General features: G+C 37.3%; 22 protein-coding genes. 16 read left to right on the top strand and 6 right to left on the bottom strand.

Annotated features, from left to right (window positions below):
• Positions 1 to 221: 221 nt before the first annotated feature.
• Both ACIQVU_RS19025 and brnQ read right to left on the bottom strand, forming a co-directional pair.
• Positions 222 to 1595, bottom strand: coding sequence for a S41 family peptidase (locus ACIQVU_RS19025; protein ID WP_402896777.1), 1374 nt, complete (start codon positions 1593 to 1595; stop codon positions 222 to 224).
• Between the two features lie 162 nt (positions 1596 to 1757).
• Entirely contained in the window at positions 1758 to 3083 is a 1326-nt protein-coding gene (gene brnQ / locus ACIQVU_RS19020) for a branched-chain amino acid transport system II carrier protein (protein WP_402896775.1), read from the bottom strand.
• 249 nt (positions 3084 to 3332) lie between these two features.
• Between brnQ and ACIQVU_RS19015 the strand changes: the two genes are divergently transcribed.
• Positions 3333 to 4214 (top strand): C40 family peptidase, encoded by an 882-nt coding sequence (locus tag ACIQVU_RS19015; protein ID WP_340804370.1) that lies wholly within the window; start codon positions 3333 to 3335, stop codon positions 4212 to 4214.
• A 521-nt stretch (positions 4215 to 4735) separates the two neighbouring features.
• Here ACIQVU_RS19015 and ACIQVU_RS19010 read toward each other — a convergent pair.
• Positions 4736 to 5632, bottom strand: coding sequence for an accessory Sec system S-layer assembly protein (locus ACIQVU_RS19010; RefSeq protein WP_340804371.1), 897 nt, complete (start codon positions 5630 to 5632; stop codon positions 4736 to 4738).
• Positions 5632 to 7995, bottom strand: a complete 2364-nt coding sequence (secA2, locus tag ACIQVU_RS19005; RefSeq protein ID WP_340804372.1) for an accessory Sec system translocase SecA2 — start codon at positions 7993 to 7995, stop codon at positions 5632 to 5634. The genes ACIQVU_RS19010 and secA2 overlap by 1 nt, the downstream gene beginning before the upstream one ends.
• A 225-nt stretch (positions 7996 to 8220) precedes the next feature.
• Here secA2 and ACIQVU_RS19000 point away from each other — a divergent pair, with 225 nt between their 5' ends.
• The gene (locus ACIQVU_RS19000; RefSeq protein WP_340804373.1) at positions 8221 to 9300 is read left to right on the top strand and encodes a glycosyltransferase family 4 protein; all 1080 of its coding nucleotides are present in this window, start codon (positions 8221 to 8223) and stop codon (positions 9298 to 9300) included.
• Positions 9301 to 9423: 123 nt separating this feature from the next.
• Here the strand turns inward: ACIQVU_RS19000 and ACIQVU_RS18995 are convergent, their stop codons facing one another.
• Together ACIQVU_RS18995 and ACIQVU_RS18990 are read right to left on the bottom strand one after the other, a co-directional pair.
• A complete protein-coding gene (locus ACIQVU_RS18995) occupies positions 9424 to 10470 on the bottom strand; it encodes an LCP family protein (protein ID WP_340804374.1) in 1047 nt (348 codons plus the stop codon).
• Between the two features lie 191 nt (positions 10471 to 10661).
• Positions 10662 to 11297, bottom strand: a complete 636-nt coding sequence (locus ACIQVU_RS18990; RefSeq protein WP_340804375.1) for a YigZ family protein — start codon at positions 11295 to 11297, stop codon at positions 10662 to 10664.
• A gap of 153 nt (positions 11298 to 11450) precedes the next feature.
• On the opposite strand from ACIQVU_RS18990, the gene ACIQVU_RS18985 reads away from it, so the two are divergent.
• The 14 genes from ACIQVU_RS18985 to csrA all read left to right on the top strand — a co-directional run bounded on the left by ACIQVU_RS18985 (position 11451) and on the right by csrA (position 22464).
• Positions 11451 to 12599 carry a sensor histidine kinase gene (locus ACIQVU_RS18985; protein WP_340804376.1) on the top strand — a complete coding sequence of 383 codons (1149 nt, stop codon included), beginning with the start codon at positions 11451 to 11453 and terminating at the stop codon, positions 12597 to 12599.
• Positions 12600 to 12633: 34 nt separating this feature from the next.
• Positions 12634 to 13308, top strand: coding sequence for a response regulator (locus ACIQVU_RS18980; RefSeq protein ID WP_402896771.1), 675 nt, complete (start codon positions 12634 to 12636; stop codon positions 13306 to 13308).
• Positions 13309 to 13503: 195 nt separating this feature from the next.
• A complete protein-coding gene (locus tag ACIQVU_RS18975; RefSeq protein ID WP_340804378.1) occupies positions 13504 to 14052 on the top strand; it encodes a DUF3225 domain-containing protein in 549 nt (182 codons plus the stop codon).
• Positions 14053 to 14221: 169 nt separating this feature from the next.
• A complete protein-coding gene (locus ACIQVU_RS18970; protein ID WP_340804379.1) occupies positions 14222 to 15067 on the top strand; it encodes a DegV family protein in 846 nt (281 codons plus the stop codon).
• 67 nt (positions 15068 to 15134) lie between these two features.
• Positions 15135 to 16502, top strand: coding sequence for an ATP-dependent helicase ComFA (locus ACIQVU_RS18965; protein WP_340804380.1), 1368 nt, complete (start codon positions 15135 to 15137; stop codon positions 16500 to 16502).
• Positions 16499 to 17089 (top strand): ComF family protein, encoded by a 591-nt coding sequence (locus ACIQVU_RS18960; RefSeq protein ID WP_340804381.1) that lies wholly within the window; start codon positions 16499 to 16501, stop codon positions 17087 to 17089. The genes ACIQVU_RS18965 and ACIQVU_RS18960 overlap by 4 nt, the downstream gene beginning before the upstream one ends.
• A gap of 78 nt (positions 17090 to 17167) precedes the next feature.
• Positions 17168 to 17581 (top strand): TIGR03826 family flagellar region protein, encoded by a 414-nt coding sequence (locus tag ACIQVU_RS18955; RefSeq protein ID WP_340804382.1) that lies wholly within the window; start codon positions 17168 to 17170, stop codon positions 17579 to 17581.
• A gap of 124 nt (positions 17582 to 17705) precedes the next feature.
• Positions 17706 to 17966: a flagellar biosynthesis anti-sigma factor FlgM gene (flgM, locus tag ACIQVU_RS18950; RefSeq protein ID WP_402896768.1), complete on the top strand. Its 261-nt coding sequence runs from the start codon at positions 17706 to 17708 to the stop codon at positions 17964 to 17966.
• A gap of 15 nt (positions 17967 to 17981) precedes the next feature.
• Entirely contained in the window at positions 17982 to 18482 is a 501-nt protein-coding gene (locus ACIQVU_RS18945) for a flagellar protein FlgN (RefSeq protein WP_402896766.1), read from the top strand.
• A 15-nt stretch (positions 18483 to 18497) separates the two neighbouring features.
• Positions 18498 to 20045, top strand: a complete 1548-nt coding sequence (gene flgK, locus ACIQVU_RS18940) for a flagellar hook-associated protein FlgK (protein ID WP_402896764.1) — start codon at positions 18498 to 18500, stop codon at positions 20043 to 20045.
• 28 nt (positions 20046 to 20073) lie between these two features.
• A complete protein-coding gene (gene flgL, locus ACIQVU_RS18935; protein WP_340804386.1) occupies positions 20074 to 20994 on the top strand; it encodes a flagellar hook-associated protein FlgL in 921 nt (306 codons plus the stop codon).
• A 230-nt stretch (positions 20995 to 21224) separates the two neighbouring features.
• Entirely contained in the window at positions 21225 to 21788 is a 564-nt protein-coding gene (locus tag ACIQVU_RS18930; protein ID WP_340804387.1) for a DUF6470 family protein, read from the top strand.
• A gap of 17 nt (positions 21789 to 21805) precedes the next feature.
• The gene (gene fliW / locus ACIQVU_RS18925; protein WP_340804388.1) at positions 21806 to 22249 is read left to right on the top strand and encodes a flagellar assembly protein FliW; all 444 of its coding nucleotides are present in this window, start codon (positions 21806 to 21808) and stop codon (positions 22247 to 22249) included.
• The gene (gene csrA, locus ACIQVU_RS18920) at positions 22249 to 22464 is read left to right on the top strand and encodes a carbon storage regulator CsrA (RefSeq protein WP_340804390.1); all 216 of its coding nucleotides are present in this window, start codon (positions 22249 to 22251) and stop codon (positions 22462 to 22464) included. The genes fliW and csrA overlap by 1 nt, the downstream gene beginning before the upstream one ends.
• Positions 22465 to 22624 lie beyond the last annotated feature (160 nt).

The raw sequence follows: 22624 nt of genomic DNA, 5'->3' as shown, positions 1-22624 counted from the left end.
CGTAGTAGCTTCGGCAAGGCGGGACTCGTTGAACAGGGAATTTAACCTTATAATTACAATTCATTTTTTAAGAATTTATAAAGTTTTAACATCGGAAGCGAATTCAGGACGAATCTTCGTGATAAGGGCAAATACCCGCGCAATCGGACTAAGCAATCTATCTATATATTATCAGCACTATAAAAAATCCTCTCGTCAAACGATATGGCGAGAGGATTTTGCTATTTTTTTATTTTGATATGCTGGTAATAGCCTTTTTGCACCTTGCTATGTGCTTTTGGATGGATTAATAGCATATATTCTTGGTCTGGTGATAACGGATTCGTTGGTGTTACGATAAGAGAATTTCCTACGACTCTAGTGCTTGCTGGCACTTCGTTAGCTCCTAAAGCTACTAATTGAATATGTCCCTTTGCTATTTGTGTTGTTAAGGATGAAGGGATTTTTATTGTTAGCTTTTTTATGTTGGTGCTACTTTTAACATTTGAGAGCTTTTTATATTTTGGGTATTGCTCCTTGAGTGCATCAAAATGTGCTTGGAAAATCGGAGCAGCCGCTGTTTGAATATTAGGCTTTACACCAACTTCATGGATAGCTTTTTCATTAGGCCCTGTAAACTTGCCAACTGTTAGCTTTAAATAACTGCCATCCTGTAATGTATAAAAGCCTTGCATTGCGCCTTTTCCATACGTTGTTTCACCATATAAAATTGCTGCCTTTTGATCTTGTAGTGAAGCGGCAAGCATTTCAGAAGCACTTGCACTATAGCGATTCACTAAAATACGTGTATTGGCTGGGAATTTTGTTTCCTGATGAACAGCAGGTATTGTATATGTACCATGTGCCTCTTCTAATAAATAAGCAATTTTCGCTGATGGGAATAGCCCTGTAAGTTCTTCAGCGGTTGTAACATAGCCACCACCATTATTTTGTAAATCAAGAATAAATGATGTAGCACCACGTTGTTTTAAATCTAATAGAGCTTTTTTAATAAGCTGTGCGCCATCCTCTGAAAAGGAAGATAGTGCTATATAGCCAACATTTCCAAAAAGTAACTCCGTTTGTACATTTGGTAATGTGAATTTTTTACGTGTAATAGTTTTCGTAGATGTTTGCTCATCCTGATGTTTAAGTGTAACTTTTACTTGGGTATTTTCATCTCCGAGTAATAGAGAAGTGGCTTCTTCTGAAGAATATCCTGCAATAGCTTGCCCATCAACAGCGATAATAATATCACCAGCCTGCACATCTGCCTCAAAGGCCCCACTGCCTTCAATAACATCTTTAATCAAAATACCATCCTTGTGCTCTTCTATCACAACACCAATCCCAATTGTTGCTAGATTGATACTATTCATATATGCTTCAAACTCTTGTTTTGTAAAATAGGTTGAGTAAGGATCAAGCATATTGATAATTTCTGGGATGGATGTGGCACTTTCTAAATTTCCGTCAATGGTTCCGACATAAGTATTGTTAATAACTTCTTTTATTTCTTCGACAAGCTGTTGTTCATTGCTAGCGGCATCAGTTGTAGAGAAAGATAGAAGGAAGAAGCTTACCATAAATACGAATGACCATATTATTTTTTTCATAGGACACCTCTTTTCTAGAAACTCAACACGAAAAATTCATCATCGAAGAGGAACGGTTATAAATGGATGGTTCAATTTTACAAATCGAGTATCTATTTTTATTATACATGAAGCAGTGGAAATAGTGGAAAATAAATAAAGAATCTGCTAGGGGCAGATTCTTTAGATAAAACGAGCTTGAAGCTTATAAATAATAAAGCCAATACATGCGCCAACAATAGCTGGTAACAGCCATCCAAGACTTTGCTCATACAATGGCAATACTTTTAACAGGCTTTCATATGCTGTGATTTTAATATTCATTTCCTTTAAACCATCATATAAACTAACAAGGAATGTTGGAATAAGTGCCAAAATATAAACGATTTGTCCACCTTTAAAGAACTGATCTGCTAATGAGAGTATCATTAGCACTATTGCTAATGGATAAATAATTAATAAAACAGGTGAAGAGGCACTAATAATCGTCGAAAGCCCTACATTCGTAATCGCTGTACTAAAAATGGCGAAAGCAATTAAAAAAGTTTTATATGAAATCTTTGGAAACAGCTTATGAAAAAATTGTGCGTTTGCTGTCAATAAACCAACAGCAGTTGATATACAAGCTAGTAAAATAGTAGCAGACAAAATAAGACTTCCAAGGTTACCAAACAGCACTTCAGCAGATTTTGCAATAATATTTCCGCCGTTATCAGAAGTTCCAATTGCTTGAATACTTGTATTCCCAATTTGACTAAGTGAGATATAGACAAATGCTAGACCAAAGGCAGCGACAATACCTGCAAATATAGTAGTATTCACTTGTTTTTTCTTATCTGTCACACCCATATCACGTAATGCTTGCAAAATAACGATACCGAAAACAAGTGCAGCTAGTACATCCATTGTTAAATAACCTTGAACAAAGCCTTCAGCAAACGGAGCTGTTATATACTTACCTACAGCTTCTCCGGGTTCACCCATTGGAGAAATAAAGCTCTTTCCTGCAAGTAATAAAATAATCAGAAGCAGCACTGGTGTTAAAATTTTACCTACTCGATCTACTAGCTTAGAAGGATTGATGGATAGGTAAAGTATTAAGACAAAAAACAAAATAGATGTAATAAAAAGCGGCATCCAATGGTCAGTCATAGCTTCAGGAAGCAATGGAGCAATACCTATTTCATAGGACACTGATCCTGTTCGTGGTATCGCGAAAAAGGGTCCAATTGCCAAATAGACGATGGATGTGAATAATATGCCAAAAGTAGGGCTTACTCGATTTGCAAGCAGCTGTAAATCGCCCCCAGCCTTTGCTACAGCTACGATTGCCAGTAATGGTAACCCAACACCTGTTATTAGAAAGCCAATCATAGCTAGCGTAATATTGTCACCAGCTTGTTGACCTAATAATGGCGGAAAGATAATGTTACCCGCACCCAAAAACAAGGCAAATAGCAGTAAGCCTACAGCTAAATTACCTTTGATGAAATGCAAGATATTTTTCATAATGTTATAACTCCTTTAAAATTGAAAAGCTAAAACTTTCAAAAAATTTTAAATACAGAAGTGTATGTTATCATAGGCATGGCCAACTTGCAATCAAAACACTATTGTAATATAGTCGGATTTTATCGTTTTTTATAGGATTGCTAAAATGTTTGAAAAATAGTCAGTATTTCCGATTTCTATAAAAGAAATATCTAGTATGATAGACACACAAGGAAATATTTTAGCATGAACGGAGGCATTTTGGGTATGCAAAAAACAAAAAAATGGAGAATTTTAGCTTTAAGTGCAATTGCAACTTCATTTTTAGCAGTACAAACAGCAGAGGCAGCAACATATACTGTACAAAAAGGGGACACTTTAACAAGAATCGCTCAAAAACACCAAGTAACAATTAGCGATATTATGAAGTGGAATAATCTATCAAAAGACACGATTTATGTAGCCCAAAAGTTAGAGGTTCAAAAGCCAGCAACAAATACAGGCGTAAAACCTTCTAATCCACCTGTAACCACTAAACCGACAGTGAACGCGCATACAGTTGCAAAAGGCGATACATTATCAAAAATTGCTAAACAATATAACGCAACAATTAAACAGATTAAAGACTGGAATAAATTGGAGAATGATACAATCTACATTGGGCAAGTGTTAAAGCTTTCTTCAACAGCAGTGATACCTGATAAAGGTACTATACATAAGGACGCACCCACACCGCCAAAAGTAGTTACACAAGGTCTTTCATCAAATGGACAAGCTACTTACAAAAAAACAATAGAGGTAGCCAATACATTACTAGGCACACCATATCTATATGGAGGCAATACACCGGTAGGTCTTGATTGTAGTGGCTTTATTTTCTATGCTTATAATCAAGGTGGCTTAAAAATTGGTAGAACAAGCAGCGAAGGCTATTTTTATGGCAATACAGTACATGTAACAAATCCAGTGCCTGGAGATTTAGTGTTTTTTGAGAACACCTATAAAGAAGGAATTTCTCATATGGGCATTTATCTTGGTGATAATAAATTTATCCATGCAGGCTCAAATGGCGTTGAAATCTCAGATGTGACATACACATACTGGGCTTCCAAATTAGTAGGCTACAAACGCTTTGACAGCGTAAAATAAACAAAATAACGCGATTTCTACCAATGCAGAAATCGCTTCAGATTGTAGACAAAAGGAATCGAGAAGTTCACGCTCGATTCCTTTTGTCATTTTTCTTCTATAGTATTTATTTTTAATGTATACATGCTTATGGTCTGCATGGAGGAATTTTTGATGCATCATTTCTTTTGTGATGAATAGAGGTTTTGATAAAAATCAATAGTAGCCTCTAATTTTAACTTAAGGTACTAATTGATTAATCGTTAACATTTCCACTTGTTCACGTTCATGGATTTGATTTTTCGTATCACCTCGAAAGTTTACTTTTTATCAACATATGCATAAGATGTTCTTTATGTAGAAGTTGATTGGAACAAAGGGCGGCGACTCCCGCGGAAAGCGTCCGCCCGTAGTGGAAATCAGCGGCTTTCCTTGATTCCATTGTAAAAGAAAAATGACTGTAGGCAAACCCAAAATTCATTGAGTTTGTCTACAGTCTGAAGCGATGTCTGCCAATGCAAAAATCGCCTTTTATATTGATATTATTGCGTTACACGTGCTGTCCAACGAGAAAGGTCAGCACCTTTTGGATTTACTAACGCCGCTGGGAAAATAAATGTCCATGGCTTCGTTGAGTTTGGCTGAACAGTAAGAACAGGGTCCATTTTAAAAGAACCTTTAGCGATTTGTTTTCCTCGTGCATCAATAATTTCAAGAGGAAGCTGTTCTAGGTTAATCGCTTTATTATGCCCATTACGAATAAAAATAGAAACATTTAAGCTACCATTATTCATAAATTTTGCTTGTAAACCTGTAAAGTTTACCTCTGTATCACCTAACTTCGGCAAAGTTTTAACAATTTTAGCAAGCTCTTCTTTTTGCTCTGCTGGTAATTGTTCTTCCCAAGTAGGGTCTAACTCTAATTGATGCTCACGTAAAGATACAAGATTAAAGGCTAACTTCCAACCATCTTCAGGAACTTCATCCACTTGAATCGTTGATTTTTCAAATTCAAATACCCATGGACGAGCACTTTTAGCAGGAATTGTACCAAGCGCTTTAAAATCAAACTTTTTAGAAGCTACGAGTTTATCGTCTTTATCCATAATGAAAAGCTCAATTTCACCTAATTCAATTGCTTCTGAAAGCGATGAGCGGAAAAATGCACGGACTAGCCATTTACCTTTGCGATCTTCTTCAATACTAATAGAAGATAACGATAGTTGATTTGGCTTTAATGGCTCTAGCTCATTCGCAAGGAAGTTAAAAATATACTTTTGCTCTTGTGGTACATCCCAGTCAGGGTGGAAAGAAAGCTTTGTTTCCACCTCTTCATCGTTTGCTTGTTCGTTTCCGTTATTGCCTAGTAAATCCCTTGAATCGATAGTATTTTCTTGTACCACTTTATCTGATTTCTTAAAAAATGAAAATAAACCCATTATTGACCCTCCAATTGTGCTTCAACTGTTTTCATGAAATCTATAACTTCTATAATAATCGAACGACGTAGTTCTTGGAAATTTTTTCCGAATAATTCTAAGCCCTCTCGTTGGTAAATACGCATAGGGTCCTCTTGTTGGTAATGACGAAGCCCAATGCCTTCTTTTAAGTGAGCCATTGCCTCTAAGTGTTTTACCCATCCAACATCTATATTGCTTAACATAACTTTAGGGATTATTTCCATCACACGTTCGTTTTGAGCAAATTTATCCATTTTTGCAGTTAATTCATCTACAGGTGCTTGTAGAGAGTCTAGAATAGGAATGACTTTTCCAACCTCTCGATCAATTGTCACAGGCTTTAGGAAAAGGCTATTTAAACTGCTTTCCATTCCATCATAATCCCATTCAAATGAAGGTATATCATCAGGAGCAGCATCACGTACTGCGAAGTCTACAGTTTCATATAGCATTTGCTTTAATTGCTCTAATATGTTTTCACCAGCTAAAATCTGATCACGTAATCCATAAAGAACTGTACGCTGATCGTTAATAACATCGTCCAATTTTAAGTTGTATTCACGCATGCCGTATTGTGAACCTTCAACAATGCGCTGTGTGCGGTTAATAAGCTCTTGTACCTCTTTATTTTGAATAATGCCTTGCTCGTCCACAACCATTTTTGCTAAGAATTTTTCAACCTCTTCTTTTGCATAACGACGGAACATATCATCTTCAATAGAGAGAATAAAGCGGCTCTCACCTACATCTCCTTGACGGCCAGAACGACCACGTAGCTGATTGTCTACACGGCGACTTTCATGCTTTTCTGTACCAATTACATATAAGCCACCAAGCTCAGGAACACCTTCGCCAAGCATAATATCTGTACCACGACCAGCCATATTTGTTGCAACTGTAATACGACCTTTTTGACCTGCTTGTGAAATCAACTCAACTTCTTGTTCGACTGTTTTGGCATTTAATAATTGGAATTGAAGGTTTTCCTTTTTCAAATAGTCAGCAACTGTTTCAGATTGAAGAATAGATGTTGTACCAATTAAAATAGGCTGTCCTTTTTCATGTCGCTTTTTCGCTTCGGCAGCAACATACTTATATTTTGCCTCTTGAGTGCTAAAAATAAGATCAGGTTGGTCGATACGACGGCGTGGACGGTTTGTTGGAATTTGTACAACCTCCATGCCATATACTTCTCGAATTTCTTTTTCCTGTGTTTTCGCTGTACCTGTCATCCCAGAAAGGTGCGGATACATACGGAAATAGTTTTGAATGGTAATTTGTGCTTGTGATTTATTTTCGTCTGTAATTGTCACGCCTTCTTTTGCTTCGATTGCTTGATGTAAGCCATCAGATAGTGAGCGACCTTCTAAAATACGACCCGTAAACATATCGACAAGCTCGATTTTGTCATCCTTGACAATGTAGTCAACATCACGCTTAAACATCACATGCGCACGAACAGCTTGAATCACATAGTGGAACAGTGTTTGATGTTCTAAGTCATACAAATTATCAACATTGAAGGCAGCCTCAACCTTTTCAATTCCTTTATCTGTAAGGGATGTAGCCTTTGTTTCATCATCGAAATCATAATCTACATCCTTCTTGAAACGCTTGGCTAACATAGCTGCAATGCGATGTAATTCACCGTTAGAAGGCATTTTACCTGCGATAATTAACGGTGTTTTCGCTTCATCAATCAATACACTGTCTACTTCATCGATAATGGCAAAGTGATAAGGACGTTGTACTTTATCTGCTAAGCTGTATGCCATATTATCACGTAAATAATCGAAGCCAAATTCAGTGCCTACACCGTATGTAATATCAGCATCATAGGCTTCTTTTTTATCATCTGCGCCCATCATTGGTATATTTAAACCAACAGTTAGGCCAAGGAAACGATGAATTTGTCCAACTAATTCAAAGTCACGTTTTGCTAGGTAATCATTCACTGTAATAACATGGACACCTTTACCTTCTAATGCACGCACATAGGAGGGAAGGGAGGCAACAAGCGTTTTACCTTCACCTGTAGGCATTTCAGCAATATTACCTTCTGTTAAAACAAGGCCACCAATTAGCTGTACATCAAAATGACGCATACCTAATACACGCTTTGAGGCTTCGCGTACAACAGCAAATGCGTCTGGAATAATAGATGTAATAGGCTCACCCTGTTCTAACTGATCTTTGAAAATAAAAGTCATTTCTCGCAATTCAGCATCTGACTTGTTGACATATTTTTCTTCAAGGTTGTTAATTTGTTCTACTATTTTATAGTAGCGTTTTAATTGACGAGCACTTGTCTGCTCTTTATTACTTTTGAAAATTGAGAACATGGAATATACGCTCCTTTAAAGTTGTCTAAGTGCTAGACACTCCATTATTCTATCAAATTTTACGAATCGTGACTACAACTGACTATATGGGAATCTATGCGTACGAAAATGTACAAAATATTTGTGAAATCGTGGGAAATTTTTAGAAAAAGTATATTTCAATGCTTGTTCATGCTATAATCAATGTGGATTTCAATGTAGATTACTTTTTTGAGGAGGAGAGACATGCTCTACGTGTCTTTAATAGCAGCATTTGTTGCATCCATTTTGTTAACTCCATTAGTGAAAAGATTAGCGTTTAGAATAGGTGCAGTTGATGCGCCAAACTATCGAAAAGTACATGCTCGAATTATGCCGAGACTTGGTGGCTTGGCAATTTTCCTTGCGTTTATAATTGGTGTAGCGATTTCATATCCGTTTTTAATGGATGTTTTAAGAAATGCTAAAAATGATAATGATATGTATTTACTGGCAATTGTTATGGGAGCCTGCATTATCGTTGTGACTGGTGTTGTGGATGATATGCGTGAGATTTCCGCAAAGGCAAAAATGCTTGGTCAGTTTGTGGCAGCATTAATTATTGTTTTTGTCGGTGGCATTCAAATTGACATGGTAAACTTACCGTTTTTAGGTACATTGGATTTTGGTTTACTAAGTATTCCATTAACAATTATTTGGATTATAGGTATTACCAATGCCATTAATTTAATTGATGGCTTAGACGGTTTAGCTGCAGGTGTGTCAACGATTGCACTCATCACATTAGCAGTGATGGCATTTATTATGAGCAATATGTTTGTTTTAGCAATAGCAGCCATTTTAGCTGTAGCATCGCTTGGCTTCCTATTTTATAATTTCCACCCAGCGAAAATTTTTATGGGTGATACAGGGGCGTTATTCCTTGGCTTTATGATTTCAGTATTAGCGTTACTTGGTTTTAAAAACGTTACATTTGTTTCATTAATCATTCCAATTATTATTCTTGGTGTACCGATTTCTGATACATTCTTTGCGATTGTGCGTCGTGTACGTATGAAGAAAAAATGGTCTGATCCAGATAAGTCACATTTACATCACCGTTTACTGGATATGGGCTTCACACATCGCCAAACGGTACTACTTATTTATGGTATTGCGATGATGTTCGGTTTAGCAGCCATCATTTTCTCAATGGCAAAAGTATGGGGCGCTATTTTACTGGTAGCTGTCATATTAACAGCCATTGAAATCTTTGTCGAGATCATTGGACTCGCAGGCAAAAACTATAAACCGCTTTTAAATTTTGTGCGGATATTTAATAAATAAACCTTAAAAGCAATCATACAAATGTGTGTGATTGCTTTTTTCTATGGCTATCCGTCAATTCAGCAATTTCAATAAAAAAGACCATAGACAATGCTTGCTTTGTCTATGGTCTGGCAATATTTGTTATTCGATTTCTGAGGTTTCATCGCTGGCAGCACTGTTTGTTCCTGTAGTGCCGTTTGTTAGGCTTGATGAGCTTTCATTAAGTCCAAGATGATTTTGGAAAGTTTCTTTTATTTCTTCTACAGAATTTTGGTTTAGCTGGTAATAATAAATACCAGTAGATGTATCATCGATGCCCTCTAATGTTAATGAATCGATACGTGGAGCACCTTGTGTTAAATACGATAAGAACGATTTCATTTCTGAGAATGTCATATCTGTTTTCATGTTATCGCCAAGCGCTTTAATGACATCATCGTATTTTGTAATAGAGCCAACAGAAGCAACTTTTTTAATAATGGCTGATAAAATTTCCTGCTGACGTTTGCCACGCTCAATATCGCTATCCTGTTTACGTGTTCGCGCAAGAGCAAGTGCCTCACTACCATTTAAGTGCTGTAATCCTGGTTCTAAGTTGATGGTAAATTTATCGAACTCATCTAATTCATGTAATTCATATGGTACTTCTGCTTCAATACCACCTAAGGCATCGACAACATCGATAAAGGCATTGAAGTTCATACGCACATAATAGTCAATTGGGATATCAAATAGCTCTTCTACTGTTTCAATCGTAGTAAGTGTCCCACCTAAAGCATGTGCATGTGTAATTTTGTCTTTGTAGCCAACCTTTGGAATATAAACGTAAGAATCACGAGGGATGCTTAACATTTTCACCGTATTTGTCTTATTATTTAATGTAGCTAAAATAAGTGCATCGGAGCGAGAGTTTTCAGAGCCTTGCTCACGTTTATCACTATCATCAACCCCAACAAATAAAATAGATACATTATCGTGAATAGGCTCTACTTTTGCTTCACGATGAGTAGGAACCTCTCGACCTTCTAATACTTCATGTGCAGAGTTTGCAGCATGTTCTACTTGCTTTGTAAGGTAAACTCCATAAGCAACTACACAAATTGTCAAACTAGCAATTAGTAGAAGTGTAATTTTTATAATGAAGGAAGCTTTAGAAGACCTTTTTTTGTTAACCGATCTTTTTTTCATATTAGATATATTCTCCTCTAACTAATGGGAATAATAATGCAATGAAGCTAAATATATCTTTTGTGCGAGTACAATTTAATGTGTAGTTACGCTAAGATATAATAAATAGAACTAGGTACATATTATGGTCAATAAAATAGCCTAACATAAAAATTATACTATGCATATTTCAATTCGACAATTAAAACTATTTATTTTACAATAAATTCTATAAATTGAGCATCTTCAAAAGTGATGGTTGCTTGTCCATTGGTAATGTCTGTGATCCAACTTCGGAACTGTTCTTCTCCTTCCTTTGGCACAGAAACAATTATTTCGACACCTTCCAAATAGCGTATTTCTTCCAATGTATAAGACGAACCTCGTATTTCATTTTCAACTTTTCCTAGCCATGTGTAATCAATAGCAACTTTCATAAAATGATGAAGTCTTCGTTCGACTATTTGTGCAGCCATCAAACCTTCTGTTGTTGCTTTGCCATATGCACGAATTAGACCACCGCCGCCTAGCTTAATACCGCCGAAATAACGTGTTACAACGACAACGGTATCTTTTAGCCCTTGCTTTTTTAAAACCTCTAACATAGGGACGCCTGCGGTACCACTAGGTTCCCCATCATCATTTGCCTTTTGAATATGATCGTGTTCACCAATAATATAAGCTGAGCAATTATGTGTTGCGCTATGATGCATTTTTTTGATGCTGTCGATAAAGGCGATTGCATCCTCTTCTGTTTCTGCACGTTCTATATAAGTGAGAAAACGGGATTTAGAAATAACAATTTCGCTTTCGCCGTATCCTTTTACTGTTAAATAGTTTTCTCTCATTTGTATCAATCTCCTTTTAATTCGAGTTCTATTCTATAATTTTCGTAAAGAAAAAGCATTAATTTTTAGCATGGTGGTGCTATAATAGGTTTAGACTAATTTGGTCTATTCAAATAGTAAGTAATCATAAGACATTAGACTGGGGAGTATACTATGTTTTCAAATGATACTTTCGATTTAAAGTCGCTTGATGACATTTTTAATCGAATGTTAGATACAATTATGAGCTCAAAAGATGATATCTTTATTATAAGCGAACAAAGTCGAAGAAACTTCGAGGATATGCAAAATGAGCTAGAAATTGTTCGAAAACAAATATCCATCGTAATTGATGAAGGTGATGCTTTAGAAAAAAGTACACAGCTTGCTAAGCAAAGACTTGTGCTAGTGAGTAAAGCTTTTGATAATTATACCGAAGAACAAGTTAGAGAAGCCTATGAAACTGCACATGATTTTCAAGTAAAGCTCTCCGTTATTAGAACACAAGAAAAACAGCTACGTGATAAAAGAGATGATTTAGAGAGAAGATTGAGAGGGCTGCTCGATACAATCGAACGTGCTGACCATATTGTTAATCAGGTAAATGTCGTTTTGAGTTACTTAACTTCAGATTTAAAAAATGTTAGTTTAGCGCTTGAACAAGCAAAAATGAAGCAAGATTTTGGAATACGTATTATTGCAGCACAAGAGGAGGAGCGTAAACGCTTATCACGAGAAATTCATGATGGACCTGCTCAAATGCTTGCCAATGTGCTAATGCGCACCGATTTAATAGATAGAACGTATCGCGAAAAAGGCATTGACAAGGCATTAGCTGAAATTGCTGATTTAAAGAAGACAGTGCGTAATGCGTTATCTGAAGTGCGACGTATTATCTATGATTTAAGACCAATGGCACTGGACGATTTAGGCATTGTTCCGACATTAAAGAAGTATTTATCAACAGTAACTGAATACAATCCAGGTATCGAAATACACTTCCAATCAAGAAGCACAGAAAAGCGTATACCTTCAAATTATGAGGTTTCAATTTTCCGATTGGTGCAAGAATGTGTGACAAATGCCATGAAACATGGTAAATGTAAAGATATTTGGGTAAAGCTTGAATGGTTAAAGAATGCTGTGAATATCGTTGTCAAAGACGATGGTGTAGGTTTCGACCCAGATACAGTAAAGGACCATTCATTTGGAATTTTAGGTATGAAGGAACGTATTGAAATTCTAGGTGGTACAATCTCTATTACTAGTGAAATAAATCGTGGTACAACGGTTTTATTTAAAATTCCTTTAGAAATAGAGTAAGTAATTGTTGCAGAAATTTAGGGGGTAAAGACATATGACAAAGATTATTATTGTAGACGATCACCAGTTATTCCGTGAAGGAGTAAAACGTATTTTAGACTTTGAAGACACGTTTGATGTAGTAGCGGAAGGTGACGATGGTACAGACGTAGTTACTTTATATGCTGAAAATGAACCAGATGTTGTATTAATGGATATTAATATGCCAGGTAAAAATGGCGTAGAGGCAACATCAGAGTTAATTCATGAATTTCCAGATGCAAAGGTAATTATGCTATCCATTCATGACGATGAAACATATGTAACACATGCACTAAAATCAGGTGCTCTTGGCTATATGCTAAAAGAAATGGATGCAGATGAAATTGTAGAAGCCATTAAAGTAGTTGCCAATGGAGGCTCTTATTTACATCCAAAAGTAACGAAAAATTTAGTAGCAGAATTCCGTCGCCTTTCAGAGCATGAAAATAAAGGGAACTTCCACCAAACTGAAATTCGACGTCCATTCCACTTACTAACAAAACGTGAATGTGAGGTATTACAACTATTAACAGATGGTCAATCAAACCGTACAATTGGTGAAACACTGTTTATCTCTGAAAAAACAGTTAAAAACCATGTATCAAGCATTCTGCAAAAAATGAATGTCAATGACCGTACACAAGCTGTTGTTACAGCCATTAAAAACGGTTGGGTTGAAGTACGCTAATAACGTAAAACTGTTTTTAAAAGCTACTTGATATGAAAGTAGTTTTTAAAACAGTTTTTTTATTTATCAAGCAAGCGTGCAACATTTTATAGCTTAAGGCGTCATAAGGAAGATGTAGCAGGTAAATGTTGAAAATACACAACAAAATTCCTACAACAGCATTTATATGCTACAATATGCGCGGGAGGTTTTTTGATGTTAAAGAAAAGTTTTCTAGCAGTTTTGATCTTAATGGTATTAACTGCCTGTGGTAATAAAGATGAGAAGATGAGTGATGAAGAACGAGAAAAGGTTATAGAGGATGGTACAGTAGGCTTTGAAATGATGGGTGGTAATGTTGAAAAAGCTAATAATGTACCAAAAGAAGAGGAAAAAGCAATTTTGGCTTCTTTTGATGAGTATATTGCAGCACTAAATGCTGAAGAAATTGATCGTTATATGAAAACAATATCAAATAATCCAAAAGGCTTTAAATATGATGAGGAAAAAGCGTATGCAGCAGAAGTGTTTGAACAATTTGATATTAAGCGTGAAGTAGAAAATGTCACAATTGCAAAATACGAGCCAGAGAAAGAAGCGCAAGTGTTTGCGAATCTAAAAATGCACTCTCTTCAGCTTGAAACAAAGGTTGAGCATGAAAGCGCAGGGCGTCAGGTGACTGTTTTTGTAAAGGAAGACGGTGACTGGAAGGTAACGAGCGTCTTCTATATTGGTGACGACTCACAGTCTAGTACAGGCAACTAATCATAGCTATCTTCATTCATCTGAGTGAAGATTAGCCCTTATACATAGAACATGAATGTGCAATGGAAATAAACCTAAGCCACATTCATTTCTTTTTGTAGAAAATAAGCAATTATTGCACCGCGATAAAATTGATTGTAAACTATGAAGAATAGGAGAGTGGACATGGATGAGGACGGCAATCGTAACAGATAGTACGGCATATATTACACCTGAAGAACGAGCACGCTTAAATATTTATATGATACCTTTAAGTGTCAATATCTCAGGTCAATTATTTGCCGAAGAGGTAGATATTACAGCATCTGAATTTTATGATAAAGTGCGGAATGTAAAGGAATTCCCTAAAACAACACAGCCGCCAATCGGAGAATTTGTCGCCCTCTTTGAAGAGCTAGCAAAGGATTATGATGAAGTGATTGCTATTCATTTATCAAGTGGCATTAGTGGAACATACCAAGGAGCTATACAAGCAGGCGCAATGGTGGAAGGTATTGAGGTACATGCCTTCGATAGCGAAATATCCTGTGCTGTTCAAGGTTTTTATGCATTAAAGGCGGCTGAAATGGTGCACCAGGGCTTTACGGCAAAAGATATACTTGCAGCATTGGCGGATATGCAGCAATATACTCGTGCTTACTTTATTGTAGACGACTTAGCACATTTGCAGCGTGGTGGGCGTTTATCCTCTGCAGCAGCCCTGATTGGTGGCTTGCTGCAAGTAAAGCCAGTTCTACATTTTGTTGATAAGGTTATTGTACCCTTTGAAAAAATCCGTACACGTAAAAAGGCATTAAAGCGTGTTGAGGAACTGTTAGCAGAGGATGCGAAAAAATATGAGGCGATGGATGCTGTTGTTATTCATGCTAATTGTGAAGAAGAAGCACAGGCATGGCGAGCACAATTAGCAGCAGCCTATCCAAATGTAAACTTTACATTGAGCTATTTTGGCCCTGTTATCGGTACTCATTTAGGTGAAGGTGCCATGGGCTTAGGCTGGACAAAAAATAAATAATAAGTGTGAGAGTCTCTACAGCAAATGTAGAGGCTTTTTTATATAGGTTAGGAAAGGAGAAGAGAGCATGAAATATAAAGGCTGGATATTGCCACCAGCATTACGAGATTTCCATGAAGGACGCATTTGGTTAAGAAATCATTCACCTTTTTCTGCAATCGATATGGAGAGGGCTATTAGCAATCAATATTTCTATATAATAGAAGGAATCCAAAAAAAGCCATTTATCAAGTGCAATCGTTGCCATAATACAGACCCTGAGTTATTTACGGTATTTGATTGTGCAGGCTGTCGGAGGTCATGTATCTATTGTCGCCATTGTATTCGGATGGGAAGGGTGAGCAGCTGTACACAATTGTTGCTATGGATTGGACCTAAAGCGCTTAAAAAGCGTCAGCATTTATTACAGTGGACAGGGCAATTTACCGAGCTTCAACAGCAGGCTGCCAATGAAATTTTAGCAAGCGTAAGGGCAGGACGTTCGCATCTAACCAGCGCGGTTTGTGGGGCAGGGAAAACGGAGCTGCTTTTTCCAGCCGTCCATGATGCGCTAAAGCGAGCATTGCGTGTTTGTATTGCTACACCGCGTACAGATGTTGTATTAGAGCTATATCCTCGCTTTCAACATGTATTTCCACAAACGGTGATTCATGCCTTGTATGGTGGAGCACCAAAGCAGGATGGCTATGCCCAGCTTGTAATTGCAACAACACATCAGCTTTACCGATTTGACAGAGCATTTGATGTGATGATTGTAGATGAGGCAGATGCTTTTCCTTATACATTTGATGAAACATTACAAAGAGCAGTAGAAAAGGCTAAAAAAGCTGATGCACCGATTATTTTTGTCACAGCAACCCCTTCCACGAGGCTACAACAAGCCTTTCAACAAGAAAGCTATTCATTTATTCCAAAGCGCTACCATAACCACCCATTACCAGTTCCTCAATTTTCAGCTTTATGGAACTATGAAAAAAGCTTTTATCGCGGAAAAATTCCTACAAGGTTAAAAAATTGGACGGAGCAATGCCTTGCCCAACAGCAACCATTTTTATTGTTTTTTCCAACAATCGCACTAATGGACAAGGCAATATCACTTTTTCAATCCATTGATCCTAAAATAGTAGCTGTCCATGCAGAAGACCCAGAGCGGAAAGAAAAGGTACTGAAGCTACGACAGCAAGAGATTCCAGGACTATTAACAACAACCATTTTAGAAAGAGGCATTACTATTCGCAATGTGCAGGTGGCAGTTGTTGGCGCAGAGTCCTCGATTTTTACAGCAAATGCTCTTATTCAAATTGCAGGACGCGTAGGACGACATCAGGATTTTCCTAATGGTGATGTACGCTTTTTTCATCATGGTGTAACAACAAGCATGGATGAGGCACGTGCAAAAATTCTTTATTACAATAAGAAAGGATTTCCGCTATGAATAAAATAGAATCTCGGTGTTTACTATGCTCGCAGCCTTTAAAAACTACAATCTCTTGGACAAGGCTTTTAACAAAGCAATTTGCGCCAACTATTTGCGAAAAATGTCAGCATCGCTTTGTGCCCTCACAATCAGCAACAGCACTTTATGAATATAATGAAGCAATGAAAGAGTATTTGCATCAATTGAAATTTTTACAAGATATCGCACTTGTTAAAGTATTTCGTCAAGAGCTGTACATGCGACTTAAAAAAGAAAAGGCTCTTATTTTACCCATCCCAATGCATCCCGAAAAACAGCAGGAACGCACCTTTTCGCATACAGAAGAGCTTTTAAAGGCGGCACATATATCGTATAGTCAATTACTAGAGAAAACGACAACAGCCACACAAAGCTCTAAAAATAGAGAAGAACGTTTAAATGTCGCTCCACTATTTCGCTTAAAGACAGGAGTACAAGTAGAGCATCAAAACTATTTACTTTTTGACGATATAAAAACTACAGGTACAACCTTAAAGCATGCTACAGAGGTGTTAATGGCGGCAGGTGCTAAAAATGTCCAATACTTCACATTAATTGATGGCTGAAAACATTAATGTATTATGTATAATAGATTATGGGTATATATTGATAGATTACGATGACTGGTAAGAGGAGGAAACAGGATGGCAGAGGTTCGCAATTGTCCAAAATGTAATGAATTTTTTAACTATACAGGAATAAGGGAAGTATGTCATAAGTGTGCACAATCAGAGGAGGAGCTGTATCAGATCGTTTATCGTTTCTTGCGTAAACGTGAGAACCGAGCGGCAACAGTGGAGCGTATTGTGGAAGCAACAGGAGCAGAAGAGGAGCTATTATATAAATGGGTGCGCAAAGGTCGACTGCAACCAGCCATGTTCCCTAATTTGGGCTATCCATGCGATAACTGTGGCCATCTCACAACGAAAGGAAAGCTTTGCACAAAATGTCAGGATGAATTAAAGGCAGACTTACGTACATTTGAAGCGGCAAAGGAATTCCGTGAAAGTGTAGAAGAGCGTGATCGTGCAACATACCATTCGGAGCGTAAACGTTAGTCAAATCACAGTGTGTGTTAATTTTAAACAAAATTAGCACACTTTTTTATATATGAAAACTTAACATTATGTAAGACAATCCGAAATAATAGTAAGATAAGATTTTTAGATGGGAGGGTTCAATATGAAAATTACATCTTATGGCATCAATGCGATGAATGCCTATAAAAAACAAGTACGTAATGTCAAATCAGATACAGCTAAAGCATCTTTTGCAGATAAAATTGAAATTTCCAAAGCAGCACAGGAAATGCAAGGTGTGTCAACGTACGGCACTGAGCGCGCAGATCGTGTTCAACAATTAAAAGAGGATATTGCTTCAGGTGAATACAAAGTAAACGCTCGCCAGGTGGCAGAGGATATGCTGAAATATTATCGTTTCTAGGGAGGGTGTCACATTATGTCTGTAGAAGCGATACGTTCTACATTAACAATGCTAGAAAGAATGCACAAAAGCTTACTTGAACTAGCCTATAAAAAAACCGAAATTATTAAAGCTGGCGATATCGAAGCACTGGACCAATTGCTCAAGGACGAGCAGGCACATGTAGCGGCAATCGATAAGCTCGAGCAACAGCGTCAGAAACAAGTAACGGACTACTTTGAAGCAAAGGGACTTGCTTCAACTGACAATAGAACTGTTGCAGATGTCATCGAGGCTGCTGAACAACAGGCTGATAAAGAAGCATTATCAGCAGTTCGCGACCGTTTATTGCTTATTATTAATAACTTACGACAACAAAATGACTTAAATCAAAAGCTTGTATTTCAATCACTACAAATTGTGAACCTAACACTTGATTCATTAAGACCTCGTACAGAGCAAATAAACTACTCTAGCAATGAGGTACGTGGAACAAACACTGTAGTCAAAAAATCATACTTTGATTCACAAGCATAAAAGGGAGGAAAAAAGATGCGCTCAACATTTATGGGCTTAGAAGCAAGTAAACGTGGCCTTTTTGTACAGCAAACGGCTTTATACACAACAGGTCACAATATTTCCAATGCCAACACATTAGGCTATTCTCGCCAACGTGTCAATATGCAAGCAACACCAGGTTTCCCAACACCAGGTCTAAATCAGCCCACTTATCCAGGCCACCTTGGAACAGGTGTAGAAGCAGGCTCAATCCAACGTATTCGCGATGAATTTATCGACCGCCAATACCGCCAAGAAACGAATAAGTTTGGTTATTGGGAGTCAACGTTTAAATCGATTTCACAAATGGAAGATATTATGTCAGAGCCTTCAGAATTTGGTATTAACCAAGCATTCACAGATTTTTGGAAGGCAATGGAAGACATTATTGATGATCCAAAAGATACAGCTGCACGTCAAGTATTAATTTCTAAAGGTAAGGGATTAGCAGAATCCTTTAATTATATGGATAGACAGCTAAAACAAATCCAAGGAAATATTGGTAATGAAATTAAAGTATCAACAGATAAAGTAAATTCAATTCTTAAACAAATTGCAGCTATTAATAAGCAAATTCAAGAGGTAGAGCCTAACGGTTATGTACCAAATGATTTGTATGATGCACGCGATTTATTAGTAGATGAGTTAAATCATTATATCCCTGTATCAATTTCCTTCCAAAAATCAGGAGGACTTGCCAAAGATGTAGCAGAAGGCTCCATGACAATTACATATATTTCTGCAGATGGAACTACACGAATTCCATTAGTAGAAGGTAGAGAATACGCTGCGCTTGCAACGATGGATACAAATGATGTACGTGTTGATGGTGAGGTTGATGTTGCTGCAACAGGGGAGTATGCTGAGTTTAGCCAAATTAGAGTTACTAATCTTGGTGAGCCACCTGGCGATCCAACAACAGGAGCAAATACCATTGACTATAGTCAAATGGAGCCTAGCAAAGGTACATTACGTGCATTAATCGATGCTTATGGGCATAGTGGTGGTCAAGGGACTTATCCAGAAATGCTTGCTAACTTAGATTTATTAGCGAATGAATTTATCACACAGTTTAATGCTATTCATAGTGCAGGTTATGACTTAGATGGTGTTTTAGGGGAGGACTTTTTTGCTGGCACAACTGCTCGTGATTTTAGCGTAGTCATTACTGACCCTAAGCGAGTAGCAGCATCTGATATCACAGGTGAGCAAGGAAACAATGAAAATATGCGGGAGCTAGCAGAACTACAGAAGCAAGCGCACGCAAACTTAAAACAAGGTACATTCCAAAACTACTATAAATCACTAACAGGGGACTTAGCAGTAAAAGGGCAAGAGGCTGATCGTAATGCATTTAACTCTAAAACATTGCATTTGCAAATTTCGAATAACCGTGATTCCATGAGCTCTGTTTCCCTAGATGAAGAAATGACAAATATGATTACATTCCAGCAGGCATATAATGCAAATGCACGTATGATTACAGTTGTAGATGAAACATTAGATAAAATTATTAACGGTATGGGAAGAGTAGGCCTATAGTAGCGAACTAATGGAAGGGAGATAAATCATGCGCGTTACACAATCAATGCTATCAAGCAATATGCTACGCAATTTAAATACAAGCTATAGCAAAATGTCTAAATATCAAGATATGCTAACATCAGGTATGAAAATAACAAGACCATCTGATGATCCAGTTGTGGCGGTCAAAGGAATGGGGTACCGTGTAGACCTTGATAGAAATGCACAGTATCAACGTAATTTGCGTGAAGCAAATACATGGCTGGATACAACAGATGAAGCACTTGACCAAGTAGGCTCTGCCTTAAAGCGTGTGAAGGAGCTTATTGTACAGGCTGCTAATGATACAAATACTGCTGATGATCGACAAAAAATTAATGCAGAAATGGAACAGCTTCGTGAGCAACTACGTGATATTGCCAATACAAGAGCAGGGGACAATTATATTTTTTCAGGTACACATACAAATGAGCCCCTTTATATTGATAAAACAGGTCCGCAAAACCCAGCTGTGTCAACTGGTAGAGATAAATCAATTGAAATCAATGTTTTTGACGGTATTTCGATGAATATTAATACTTCGGGTGCTGACTTATTTGAAAATGTTGATGCGTTTATGTCACAGGTCAATACATTATTACAAAGTGGTGCAACAGGTGAAGAAATAAGCGGTGCACTTGGCTTAGATATTACAGATGGTGTTAATACAATTCCTGGTTTAGATAGTGTCTATGCAGACACATTAACTTTAAGGGCAGAAGTAGGTGCTCGACAAAATCGTGTAGAGTTAATGGAAAATAGACTTGAAATACAAGAAGTCAATGTAACAAAACAGATGTCAGCAAATGAAAGCACAGACTATGCAAAAACAATTACAGACATGGTAACACAAGATTCTATTCACCAAGCAGCACTTTCAGTAGGAGCAAGAATCATTCAGCAAACTCTCGTAGATTTTATAAGATAAAATCTACGAGAGTTCTGCCCCGAAAGCGTTAGCGGCAGGGGCAAACACGGAGTGGCAAGTTCTGCCCCGAAAGCGTTAGCGGCAGGGGCAAACACGGAGTGGCAAGTTCTGCCCCGAAAGCGTTAGCGGCAGGGGCAAACATGTAACAGTAGGAATAAATTGAATCGAAACTTATCAAGCGTTTGGACATTTCGTTCAGGCGCTTTTCTTAAAAGGAAGGTGCAAAAAATATGAAACTTCCACAAATCCAAATTCATACAACTGATATTCAAATGGATTGGCGTACAACAAAGCCACAACAACATATCGAGCAACCGCAGGCGACATTGCATATTGAACAACCGGCAGCCATTTTAGAAATTCATACAACAAGAGGTATTTTAAAAATTGATTCTTCTCAGGCGAGAAGAGATATAGGGATGATTGGCCCTTTAGAATCAAGTGCGAACTATGCTGAAAAAGGTAAGCAAGAGCTTCTTAAAGGGATCGCGCGTAGAGTACAAGAAGGCTATCAAATGGCGGATAATGCTGGTAAAGGAATGGACCGTGCTACTATTCAAAATATTGCTAAACAAAACCATGGACCACATCATACACCATTCAATATTAAATTTGTGCCATCAATAGGCTCAGTAAAAATCGATTATACACCTGGTACAACAGACGTCAATATTGAAAGAAGAGAGCCAATTATTGACGCGCAAGTGAACAAACCAGTCCTTGAATACACACCTGGTAAAGTAACTGGTACAATGATGCAAAGACCACGTGTTGATATTGATGTAATCGGTTAAAAGGAGAGGGCAATCAAATGAATATTGAAACAAAGTTTTTAGGTACAGTCGAAATTAATGATACGAATATTGTAACATTTGAATCAGGGCTTCCAGGCTTTCCAGATGCACAAAAATTCGTGCTTCTTCCACTAGACGCAGATTTACCATTAGTTGTTTTACAATCAATTGAGCAACAGGAGCTTGGCTTTGTACTTGCATACCCATTTGCGTTTAAAAAGGATTATACATTTGAAATAGGAGAGGAAGACAAAGCAGATTTACAAATAGAACAGGAAGAAGATGTTATTGCCTACACAGTTGTCACATTAAAAGAAACATTTCAAGAATCAACAATGAATTTACTCGCCCCTATCATTATTAATACAGCCAAGAAACTAGGTAAACAAATTGTCCTACAAGATAGTTCACACTATCCTTTACGTTATCCAATCGGCGCCATGGAAGGAAGTGCTGAGTAATGCTTGTTCTATCACGAAAAACAGGTGAATCCATTATGATTGGGGATCATATTGAACTAAAGGTACTATCAGTTGACGGTGACCAAATAAAGCTTGGTATTGTAGCCCCTAAATCTGTAAAAGTCCATCGCTCGGAAGTATTTAAGGCAATACAAGAGCAAAATAGAGAAGCACTTGCGATACCAACAGATTTATTAAACAAATTAAAGAGGTAATAGCAAAGAGGATAACATAAATAAGCTGTTTTAAAAGGAGCTTAGGTAAAATAGCTAATATTATATCAGACTGTAGACAAAAGCCATCGAGAGGTTCACTCTCGATGGGCTTTTGTCATTTTTCTTCCTATTTTATCTTTAACATTTGGTAATATACTAC

The organism is Lysinibacillus sp. NPDC098008 (assembly GCF_044760715.1).
GTDB lineage: Bacteria > Bacillota > Bacilli > Bacillales_A > Planococcaceae > Lysinibacillus.
The sequence above is the reverse complement of the archived record's forward strand: the minus strand, read 5'-3'. Positions and strand labels throughout refer to the sequence as shown.

Bases quoted from the DNA above. Each gene is read 5' to 3' on its own strand.
- ACIQVU_RS18970 (WP_340804379.1), top strand. From the start codon at position 14,222: ATGAGGACGGCAATCGTAACAGATAGTACGGCATATATTACACCTGAA.
- ACIQVU_RS19025 (WP_402896777.1), bottom strand. From the start codon at position 1,595: ATGAAAAAAATAATATGGTCATTCGTATTTATGGTAAGCTTCTTCCTT.
- ACIQVU_RS18930 (WP_340804387.1), top strand. From the start codon at position 21,225: ATGAAACTTCCACAAATCCAAATTCATACAACTGATATTCAAATGGAT.
- brnQ (WP_402896775.1), bottom strand. From the start codon at position 3,083: ATGAAAAATATCTTGCATTTCATCAAAGGTAATTTAGCTGTAGGCTTA.
- ACIQVU_RS18985 (WP_340804376.1), top strand. From the start codon at position 11,451: ATGTTTTCAAATGATACTTTCGATTTAAAGTCGCTTGATGACATTTTT.
- csrA (WP_340804390.1), top strand. From the start codon at position 22,249: ATGCTTGTTCTATCACGAAAAACAGGTGAATCCATTATGATTGGGGAT.
- ACIQVU_RS19000 (WP_340804373.1), top strand. From the start codon at position 8,221: ATGCTCTACGTGTCTTTAATAGCAGCATTTGTTGCATCCATTTTGTTA.
- ACIQVU_RS18975 (WP_340804378.1), top strand. From the start codon at position 13,504: ATGTTAAAGAAAAGTTTTCTAGCAGTTTTGATCTTAATGGTATTAACT.
- ACIQVU_RS18995 (WP_340804374.1), bottom strand. From the start codon at position 10,470: ATGAAAAAAAGATCGGTTAACAAAAAAAGGTCTTCTAAAGCTTCCTTC.
- flgM (WP_402896768.1), top strand. From the start codon at position 17,706: ATGAAAATTACATCTTATGGCATCAATGCGATGAATGCCTATAAAAAA.
- ACIQVU_RS19010 (WP_340804371.1), bottom strand. From the start codon at position 5,632: ATGGGTTTATTTTCATTTTTTAAGAAATCAGATAAAGTGGTACAAGAA.
- flgK (WP_402896764.1), top strand. From the start codon at position 18,498: ATGCGCTCAACATTTATGGGCTTAGAAGCAAGTAAACGTGGCCTTTTT.
- fliW (WP_340804388.1), top strand. From the start codon at position 21,806: ATGAATATTGAAACAAAGTTTTTAGGTACAGTCGAAATTAATGATACG.
- flgL (WP_340804386.1), top strand. From the start codon at position 20,074: ATGCGCGTTACACAATCAATGCTATCAAGCAATATGCTACGCAATTTA.
- ACIQVU_RS18990 (WP_340804375.1), bottom strand. From the start codon at position 11,297: ATGAGAGAAAACTATTTAACAGTAAAAGGATACGGCGAAAGCGAAATT.
- ACIQVU_RS19015 (WP_340804370.1), top strand. From the start codon at position 3,333: ATGCAAAAAACAAAAAAATGGAGAATTTTAGCTTTAAGTGCAATTGCA.
- ACIQVU_RS18955 (WP_340804382.1), top strand. From the start codon at position 17,168: ATGGCAGAGGTTCGCAATTGTCCAAAATGTAATGAATTTTTTAACTAT.
- secA2 (WP_340804372.1), bottom strand. From the start codon at position 7,995: ATGTTCTCAATTTTCAAAAGTAATAAAGAGCAGACAAGTGCTCGTCAA.
- ACIQVU_RS18945 (WP_402896766.1), top strand. From the start codon at position 17,982: ATGTCTGTAGAAGCGATACGTTCTACATTAACAATGCTAGAAAGAATG.
- ACIQVU_RS18960 (WP_340804381.1), top strand. From the start codon at position 16,499: ATGAATAAAATAGAATCTCGGTGTTTACTATGCTCGCAGCCTTTAAAA.
- ACIQVU_RS18965 (WP_340804380.1), top strand. From the start codon at position 15,135: ATGAAATATAAAGGCTGGATATTGCCACCAGCATTACGAGATTTCCAT.
- ACIQVU_RS18980 (WP_402896771.1), top strand. From the start codon at position 12,634: ATGACAAAGATTATTATTGTAGACGATCACCAGTTATTCCGTGAAGGA.